This is a genomic window from Streptomyces sp. NPDC050564, assembly GCF_044457265.1.
GTDB lineage: Bacteria > Actinomycetota > Actinomycetes > Streptomycetales > Streptomycetaceae > Streptomyces.
This window is the reverse complement of sequence record NZ_JBITGS010000030.1, coordinates 121,388-129,772: the sequence shown is the minus strand read 5'-3', so window position 1 is coordinate 129,772 and position 8,385 is coordinate 121,388. Positions and strand designations below refer to the sequence as shown.

Annotated in this window: 10 protein-coding genes and 1 pseudogene; 5 read left to right on the top strand and 6 right to left on the bottom strand. The window is 69.7% G+C overall.

The window, feature by feature from the left end; translation table 11 throughout:
- Both ACIBK0_RS37560 and ACIBK0_RS37555 read right to left on the bottom strand, forming a co-directional pair.
- Window positions 1–622, bottom strand: a 622-nt coding sequence (locus tag ACIBK0_RS37560) for a maltotransferase domain-containing protein (RefSeq protein ID WP_399089989.1), incomplete at its 3' end; no start/stop codon positions are given.
- Between the two features lie 85 nt (window positions 623–707).
- Window positions 708–899, bottom strand: a pseudogene (locus tag ACIBK0_RS37555) (DUF5133 domain-containing protein); the annotation flags it as partial.
- 304 nt (window positions 900–1,203) lie between these two features.
- On the opposite strand from ACIBK0_RS37555, the gene ACIBK0_RS37550 reads away from it, so the two are divergent.
- The 4 genes from ACIBK0_RS37550 to ACIBK0_RS37535 all read left to right on the top strand — a co-directional run bounded on the left by ACIBK0_RS37550 (window position 1,204) and on the right by ACIBK0_RS37535 (window position 4,105).
- Window positions 1,204–1,719, top strand: a complete 516-nt coding sequence (locus ACIBK0_RS37550; RefSeq protein WP_399089986.1) for a pep a2 — start codon at window positions 1,204–1,206, stop codon at window positions 1,717–1,719.
- A 253-nt stretch (window positions 1,720–1,972) separates the two neighbouring features.
- Window positions 1,973–2,290, top strand: a complete 318-nt coding sequence (locus ACIBK0_RS37545) for an AAA family ATPase (RefSeq protein ID WP_399089983.1) — start codon at window positions 1,973–1,975, stop codon at window positions 2,288–2,290.
- 38 nt (window positions 2,291–2,328) lie between these two features.
- A complete protein-coding gene (locus tag ACIBK0_RS37540) occupies window positions 2,329–2,547 on the top strand; it encodes a LuxR C-terminal-related transcriptional regulator (protein ID WP_399089980.1) in 219 nt (72 codons plus the stop codon).
- Window positions 2,548–2,707: 160 nt separating this feature from the next.
- Window positions 2,708–4,105 (top strand): FAD-binding oxidoreductase, encoded by a 1,398-nt coding sequence (locus ACIBK0_RS37535; protein WP_399090008.1) that lies wholly within the window; start codon window positions 2,708–2,710, stop codon window positions 4,103–4,105.
- Between the two features lie 9 nt (window positions 4,106–4,114).
- Here ACIBK0_RS37535 and ACIBK0_RS37530 read toward each other — a convergent pair whose 3' ends face one another.
- The 4 genes from ACIBK0_RS37530 to ACIBK0_RS37515 all read right to left on the bottom strand — a co-directional run bounded on the left by ACIBK0_RS37530 (window position 4,115) and on the right by ACIBK0_RS37515 (window position 6,699).
- The gene (locus ACIBK0_RS37530; protein ID WP_399089977.1) at window positions 4,115–4,924 is read right to left on the bottom strand and encodes an SAM-dependent methyltransferase; all 810 of its coding nucleotides are present in this window, start codon (window positions 4,922–4,924) and stop codon (window positions 4,115–4,117) included.
- 35 nt (window positions 4,925–4,959) lie between these two features.
- Window positions 4,960–5,457: a hypothetical protein gene (locus ACIBK0_RS37525; protein ID WP_399089974.1), complete on the bottom strand. Its 498-nt coding sequence runs from the start codon at window positions 5,455–5,457 to the stop codon at window positions 4,960–4,962.
- Window positions 5,458–5,592: 135 nt separating this feature from the next.
- Window positions 5,593–5,829 carry a DUF397 domain-containing protein gene (locus ACIBK0_RS37520; RefSeq protein WP_399089971.1) on the bottom strand — a complete coding sequence of 79 codons (237 nt, stop codon included), beginning with the start codon at window positions 5,827–5,829 and terminating at the stop codon, window positions 5,593–5,595.
- A 3-nt stretch (window positions 5,830–5,832) separates the two neighbouring features.
- Window positions 5,833–6,699: a helix-turn-helix domain-containing protein gene (locus ACIBK0_RS37515; RefSeq protein WP_399089968.1), complete on the bottom strand. Its 867-nt coding sequence runs from the start codon at window positions 6,697–6,699 to the stop codon at window positions 5,833–5,835.
- Between the two features lie 252 nt (window positions 6,700–6,951).
- Between ACIBK0_RS37515 and ACIBK0_RS37510 the strand changes: the two genes are divergently transcribed.
- Entirely contained in the window at window positions 6,952–8,364 is a 1,413-nt protein-coding gene (locus ACIBK0_RS37510) for a hypothetical protein (RefSeq protein WP_399089965.1), read from the top strand.
- Window positions 8,365–8,385: the final 21 nt, after the last annotated feature.

Below are 8,385 nucleotides of genomic sequence, written 5' to 3'. Positions count from 1 at the left end.
GGAAGAACTCGTACCAGGAGCCGTACAGCGCCCGCTCCCGCTCCACGAGCAGGGGCAACGGCTGCGAAGACGTGACGAGTTCACGCAGCGGATGCTCCGCGAGGGCGGTGTCCACCTCCGCGGTCAGGGCGGCCGCGAGCCGGGCGGCCGGTGGCCGGGACTCGTCGCGCAGGGCGTTCGCCGCGGCCAGCACCGTGTCCCGGCCCGCTGTGTCCGGTACCCCGGCGGCGGCCCGCTCGTACAGAGCGGCGCCCTCCTCCAGGACCAGCCCGACGTCGATACCGGCCGGGACCTTGATCTCCGCGGAACGGCGCCAGGCGGCGACAGGATCGCTCCACGCTTCCACCAGGTAGGTCCAGTGGCCCACTTCGCCCGGGGTGACGTGGGCGCCCCAGCGGTCGCTTCCGGGGGCGAGTTCGCGCATCGGCGTCCACGGGCCGAGCCGGCCGCTCGGGTCGCACAGCACCACATTGGCGCCGACGGCGTCCTGGCCCTCACCGAAGACGGTGGCGGTGACCTGGAAGGTCTCGCCGGCGACCGCCTTCGCGGGCCTTCGGCCGCACTCGACGACCGGGCGGACATCCACGATCGGGATGCGGCCGGTGTCCGGGTTTGCGTCCATGCGTTTCGCCTCCGCCGTCCTCGAGCCCCACTTGTGGTGCGCGTACGTGAGCTCAACCTGCGCTTCAGATCCGTGCCGGAAGGTCCCGCAGATAGTGCTCGGCGGCGTCCGCGGCCTCCCGCGCGCAGCGCTTCCCCATCAGGACGCACAGGGTGTACCCGGTGTTCTCGAAGTTGCCCCGCACCACGTGGTCGGCGGGAGCCGCGAGCAGCAGGCGTTCCCAGGCCCGGTATCGCTCCAGATGCCTGGCGACCTCGGCTTTGGCAGGCAGCAGCATCACGCTGGTCACCTTCCCACTCTCTCGACCGCGCACGGCTGGCCGGGATGGCGGGTGAGGGCCGTGCACGCAGGGGCACCGATCCGTTACAGAAGTCAGAGCCCTCACCCATGGTGCCCGCACCGCCACCGAGCGTCTTGTTGGGACTTCAACCACATTGGGAGGCGCTCTCGTGTTGCACGTATGGAGTAGTGCTCGCACTCTGGGACTGACTCAGAAGCGATCAGTGCTCACGCTTTGTGATCGGGGCTCGGCCCGCGAGGGCGAGGAGAAGCGGGAGCTTCGCCGTGAGGAGCCAACGACGATGAAAGCTGCAGTGCCCTGCTATTACCACCTCGACGTGGAGGTCAGCCCGGAACGGGTCGGACAGGTCAAGCGCATTCTGGCCGCCCACCTCCGGTACTGGAACCTGGAGATTCTCGTCGAGTCCGTCTGCCACTGTGCCGAAGCGCTGCTCCACACCATCGAGGAGCACGCGGCGGACAAGAACACGACCATCGAGATGTGGTGGAACGGCCAGCACCTCATTGCCGCCGTCTCGGACAACAACCAGGACATCCGACCGCACAACGCGCCGCAGGGCTGCCTGGCCCAGATCGCTGCGCTGAGTGACGGCTGGGGCTGCTGCGCCACGGGCGCCGGTGGCAAGATCATCTGGTTCTCGTGGCGCGCCCGGGCCGCCGAACGCGCGCCTCTGGTTCCGGCCGCACCCGTCCCCAGCCTGCAGGAGGCGCGCCGGGCGCCCCGCGAGGCGCCGCTGCCGGAGCCGGCGCTCGCCGACCTCCGAGAGGATACGGAGGCTGTCGCGGCCGTCGGGTGATCCCCTGACGACATCGAGGCCGTGAACGCCCTGCGGTGACCGGGTACGCACCGGAAGCGGTGCCCCGAGCCGACGGGCGCGGCCACCGATGGCGGAGGAACCGGCTCCGCCCCGTTCACCGAAGTCGCCGAACGCGTCGATCGCATTCTGATCGACGTGTTCGGCGACTTTCGTATGTCCGCGCATCCCGCCGCACCATGGCGAGTTCGCCGACGCCCCGCCGGGCAGCGCGGCGCGTGCCACAATTTGCGTCGTGGATCGGGGGATCCGCGACCGCGACCGCGAGCTCGCCCAGCTGGCTGCCGCCGCGCGCGAAGCGGCCGACGGCGCCGGGTCCGTGGCGCTCGTCTTCGGCGAAGCCGGTATCGGCAAGTCCAGCCTGGTCAAAGCCCTGCCCAAAGTGCTGCCCGCCGAGGCGCGCATGCTGTTGGGGGAGTGCGACGACCTCGCGACGCGACGGCCGCTCGGGCCGTTCCGTGGCCTGGTGGGAAGCATCGGGCCGGAACTGGCGCGGGCGCTCACCGAGGGTGGCGCCGCCATCGGGTGTACGACGCCCTGCGGGTCGAACTGAGAACGGGGCCGCATCCTGCGGTACTTGTCGTCGAGGACGTGCACTGGGAGAACCCCGCCGGCCTCACGGAACGCCAGGCGCAGGTCATGCGGCTGCTGGCGGAGGGGCTGACGAACCCGGAGATCGCCGAGAGGCTGGTGGTGTCGGTGCGTACGGTGGACAACCACGTCTCCGCCGTACTGGACAAACTCGGCGTCCACACCCGACGCCAGGCCGCCGCCCGTGCCGTGGAGCTGGGCATGTGGCCGGGCCGCTGAAAGGTAGGTAGCCGCCCGGAGCGAGCTGGGTGGCGGGCACGGATATCTGCCCGGCGAGGAGCCGGACTAGAACAGGCGCATCGGACCCATCGGAGGGAGACTGGCACAGGGAGCCCGGACATGGGACCCCGGTACCGGTCCCCAGGAACGGGGGATGCACGTGGCGATCACACCGGCACAGGCGGCACGCCAGGAACTGACGGGATTCAAGGGGCAGTTGATCGGACCGGAGGACTCCGGGTACGACGTGGCCCGCACCGTGTACAACGCGATGATCGACCGGCGGCCGGCCCTGGTGGCGCAGTGCACCGGCCCCGAGGACGTCGCTCAGGTCATCGGCTTCGCCCGCGACCACGGCCTACCGCTTGCGGTGCGCGGCGGCGGCCACCATGGAGCGGGACTCGGAACGTGCGACGACGGGGTAGTCCTCGACCTCTCCCCGCTCAAGGACGTCGAGGTCGACCCGAACGCCCGCGTGGTACGGGTCGGCGGCGGCTGCGTCTGGGGCGAGGTCGACCGCACCACCAACGCGCACGGCCTGGCCACACCGAGCGGCATCATCTCCACGACGGGCGTCGGAGGCATCACTCTCGGTGGCGGCATCGGGCACCTCACCCGCAAGTGCGGGCTGACCATCGACAACCTGCTGGAGGCCGAGCTCGTCCTGGCGAACGGGGAGCGCGTACGCGCGAGCGCCGACGAGAACACCGACCTCTACTGGGCGATCCGCGGTGGCGGCGGCAACTTCGGCGTCGTCACCTCGTTCCTGTTCCGGTTGCACGAAGTGGGCACGGTCGTCGCCGGCCCCACCTTCTGGCCCGTCGAACTCGGCGCCGAAGTCCTCACCGCCTACCGCGATTTCCTCCCGCACGCGCCACGCGAGCTGAACGCCTTCTTCCTGTTCGGCTCCGTCCCCCCGGGCCCGCCGTTCCCGGAGGAGATCCACTTGCGCAAGGTCTGCGGCGTCGTGTGGTGCCGCGTCGGGGACGATCCGGAGGCGGCGGCCAGGGAGATGGCTCCCCTGCTCGACGCCGTCCCCGAGCCACTGCTGCACGGCCCCGCGCCGATGCCGCACCCCGCGATCCAGTCCGCGTTCGACGGGCTCTACCCGCCGGGCGACCAGTGGTATTGGCGCGCGGACTTCGTCAACGACATCCCGGGCGACGCGGTCGACCTGCACGCCAAGTTCGCTGCCGAGACGCCCACGTGGAAGTCGACGATGCACCTGTATCCCATCGACGGCGCCGTCCACGACCACGCTCCGACGGACACCGCGTGGAGCTACCGCGACGCCGGCTGGGCATCAGTATTCGCGGGCGTGGACCCCGACCCGGCCAACGCGGACCTCATCAGGCGGTGGAGCGTCGACTACTCCGACGCGCTGCACCCGTTCTCCGCGGGCGGGGCCTACGTCAACATGATGATGAACGAGGGCCAGGAGCGCGTACGGGCCGCCTACCGCGACAACTACGCCCGCCTGGCCCGGGTCAAGGCCGACCGTGACCCCGGCAACCTGTTCCGCCTCAACCAGAACATCGAACCGGCGGCACAGGCCTGAAGGTCCTGATCACGGCTTGCGGGCCACGCCTCCGTGGACGTCCGTGGGCTCGGGCGACGTGCCGGGCTCCGGGCGCCACAGCGGGCAGGACACGATGCCCGGGTCGATCAGTTCGAGGCCCTCGTAGTACGCGCTGATCTGGGTGGGGCTGCGCAGCACGTACGGGATCGCCCCGGTGTCGTCGTAGCCCTGCTGGGCCTCCTTGAGGGCCGCGTCGGTGTCGGTGCTGTCGTAGTGCACGAAGTAGCTGCCGGAGGGCAGGGCGGCCTGGAGGCGGCGGACGATCGACTTGGCCTCCTCGTAGTCCTGGATGTGGCCGAGGATGCCCATGAGCATCAGGGCGACGGGCTGGTCGAAGTCCAGGATGCGGCTTGCCGCTTCGATGATCTTCTCGGGCTCGTGCAGGTCCGCGTCGATGTAGTTGGTGACGCCCTCGGGGGTGCTGGTGAGCAGCGCCTGGGCATGACGGAGCACCAGGGGATCGTTGTCGACGTAGACGATGCGCGACTCCGGAGCCACCCGCTGTGCGACCTGGTGGGTGTTGTCGTACGAGGGCAGGCCGGTGCCGATGTCCAGGAACTGGCGGATGCCGCGTTCGCCGGCCACGAAGGTGACGGTGCGGATCAGATAGTCACGGGAGGCGCGGGCCATGGTCTCGATGTTCGGTGCGACTTCGCGGTAGGCGTCGCCCGCCTCCCGGTCGACCTCGTAGTTGTCCTTGCCACCCATCCAGTAGTTCCAGATGCGAGCCGAGTGCGGCACCGTGGTGTCGATCTTGGACAGCGCCTCTTGGTCGGGGGTGGACTGGCCGTCTGCCATGGGATGTCTCCTGCCGTACGTCACGCGGTCGGTCTCTAACCTATCGTCAACGCCTGTATGTGGCCCTTTAGTTGGGGCAGAGGGGAGGCTGGACCGTGGATCGGATGGCCCAGTTCCGCCGCCTCGACCGTCACGACCGGGACATGCTGGGCCAGGGTGCGCAGCGCCCGGTCGTACGCGCCGACCGCCTCGGTGTCGTCCGCCTCGCCCGTCACATGGATGAGGGCGCCGTCGCGTTCGGCCACCGCCTCCGCGAAGTCGAGTGCCTGGATCCACGTCACCCGGGAGCGGCCGCGGCGCAGCGGGCCGTAGACCAGTTCGTGGACGAGGCTGCCGTCGATGACCAACCGCTCCGGCGCGGCGAGGAGTTCGCGGTAGGGCTGGGTGGGGTTCACATGGTGAAGCTCCCCGCGCGAGCGGCGAATCATGAATCCGTGGCGGGCCAGTTCGGCGATCAGGGCGCTCCTGCCGATGCCGTCGGGGCCCTCGACGACCAGCGTCCGGCACTGGGCGAGGGCCTGGTGGAGGATCATCCCCGCACCCACTCCCTCCCAGACGACCGACTCCCTCAGTGTGTGGGGGACAACCCGCACCGCGGGAGTAGGCGTGCGGGTTGTCCGGTTGTGCGGGCGTAGTGGTGCACCCTCTGGGTCCTGCGCGGAGGATGCTCAGGCGATCAGGAAGTCGGCCTGTCCGGACTTGGCACCCTCCAGGAACGCGGTCATCTCGTCCCGGGAGTAGACCAGGGCCGGTCCCTCGGGGTCCCTGGACTGACGGAAGGCGACGCTGCCGTCGGGCAGTCGCTTGGCCTCGACACAGCTCCCGCCGTTCGTGCCGCTCCAGGGCTTCTGCCAGCCCTCGGTGCCCAGATCGACGGCGGGCATGCCGCTGTAGACGGATCCCATGGATCACAACTCCTTACGCAGTTCACCCAGGATGGCCCTGGTCCGAGCGACCGGCTCCGCCTGCACGGACATCCGGTCCAGTACTTCGAGATAGCTGACGACGTCGTCGGGCCGGTCGACGTAGACCGCGCCGACGAGACTCTCCGTGTAGACGACGTCGGGGAGTTCGGAGAAGCCGAAGCGGAAATGGTGGAACGGTCCGAAGGCGCCAGGGTGGGCGCCCACCTTGAAACGCATGATCTGGATCCGGACCTTCGGCAGGTCGAGGGCCTCGTGCAGCCAGTCGATCTGAGCTCGCATCACCTCGGCCCCGCCCACCGGACGGCGCAGCACCGTCTCGTCCAGAACGGCCCAGATCGCGGGCGCGTCCGGCTTGGCCAGCAGGTCCTGACGTTTGATCCGCAGGGCGACGCGGCGGGCGATGTCCTCCTTCGACTCGTTGGGGAAGCCGACGCGCATGAGCGCGGTGGCGTAGTCGGACGTCTGCAACAGGCCGGGAACGTAGTGGGGTTCGTAGAGGCGGATGACGCTGGCTTCGCTCTCCAGGCTCACGTACGCGCTGAACCACTCCGGCAGTACGTCGCGGTACTTGTACCACCAGCCGGGCTGGTTCGCCTCCCTGGCCAGGGCCAGGAAGTCGTCGATCTCCGCCGCCGGAACCCCGTAGGTGTGCAGCAACTCCCGGACGTACGGAATCCGGAGGCCGACCTCGGCCTTCTCGATCCGGCGGACCGTCAGCGGCGTGACCTCGATGGCCCGTGCCGCGTCCTCGAACGATACCCCCGCCCGTTCCCGCAACTGTCGCAGCCGTTTTCCGAGAACCATCCGCAGGACGGTGGGTGCGCTGCCGCCAGAGCGGTTCTCGCTCACGTCCTACCTCCCGGAACGGCCGTCACAGCGTGCAGTGTGCCACGTGGTCGATGACAGAGACAGGGCGATGCGAAACGTTCTGAAATTATCAGAACGCCGGTTGCACGCTGAGTGTGTCGGCCGCCATAGTGATCGAGTGACGTGTCGCACACTCCGTGGCGACGACGCGCAACTGTGCTCGGCCGTACGGGAATTGATGTCCCGCCAGGTGCGTCTGGGTGCAGCCGCACGCGACCGTGAGGCGAGACCGGGATGACCACCGTGACCGACGGGCAAGCGAGGAACGCCGGCAAGGCCCCCACCGGGGTCAACAAGGTGCTGGCGGACGCCCTCAAGGAAGCCGGCTGCTCCTATGCCTCACTCGCCCTGCGGGTCAACGAGCTGGGCCGCCGTCAGGGCACGGATTCCCACTACGACAAGGCGTCGGTCACCCGCTGGCTCCAGGGCCAGCAACCGCGGGGAACCACACCGGAGTTGATCGCCGCCGTCCTGTCCGAGCGGCTCGGCCGCGCCGTGTCGCCCGCGGACCTCGGCTTCCACTCCGATCAGCAGCGCCCGGTTGCAGGCAGGGCGCTCATCTATGGCGAAGACGTGGCAGAAACCCTTCACATCCTGGCCGAACTGGGGTCCACCGACATCTCCCGCCGCAGCCTCCTCGGCTCGGTCCCCTTTGTCGCGGCCGCACTGACGATCCCTCAGCGTGAATGGCTGCTCTGGCTGTTGGAACACCAGGACGCCGTCGAACCCACCCTGGTGGCGAGCGGCGGGCCGGTCGAGCAGGTGCACGCGATGATCGCGATGTTCGACCAGATGGACAACCACTACGGCGGCGGCGGAGTGCGCACCAGCATCGTGCACTATCTGTCCACCGAGGTAGTCCCCCTGCTGCAGCGGCGCGGTACACCGCCGCGGCTGCGCCGCCAGTTGTACGCCGCTGCCGCGCGCCTGGCCGCGATGGCCGGGTGGAGCTCGTACGACGCGGGGGAGTACGGCCTGGCGCAGCGCTATATGACCCAGGCGCTGCGACTGTGCGCCGAGGGACGCGACCGGGTGCTGGGCGGTCAGATCCTGGCCGGACTCTCCCATCTGGCCACCAACCTCGGCCGCCCCGACGAGGGGGTGGCCCTGGCCCGCGCCGGGATCGTCACCGCGAAGGAATCGGGCAGCCCGCTCGGCTTGATGCGCCTGTACGCCATGTCGGCGCGCGGGCACGCCGCGCGGGGCCGCTCGGACGAGGCCTCCGAGGCGCTGCGCCTGGCCGAGCGACAGCTGGACGCGAGCAAGGGAGCCGCCCAGGAGTCGGTGTGGGTGCGCTATCTCGACCACCACTATCTGCAGGCCGAGTCCGCCCTGTGCTTCCGTGACCTGGGCCTTGCCGCGCAGGCGGAGCGCACGGCGAGCGAATCGCTCACCGCCAACGCGGACCGGCGCAGGCGCCAGGCCATCAGCCGCTCCGTGCTCGCGACCGCGCATCTCCAGCAGGACCGGCTGGACGAGGCCGTCGGCACGGCGACCGAGGCGCTCGCCACCCTCAGCACCGTGCACAGTGAACGGTCGATCCAGGCCCTGCGCGACTTCCGCAGGCGGCTCGAGCCCCGCCGCCACGAGCCCGTGGTGCAGGAATTCGAGCGCAGGTCGCGCGCCGTACTGGGAGCGGTGGCATGACCGGTACCGGGACGCCGGGTG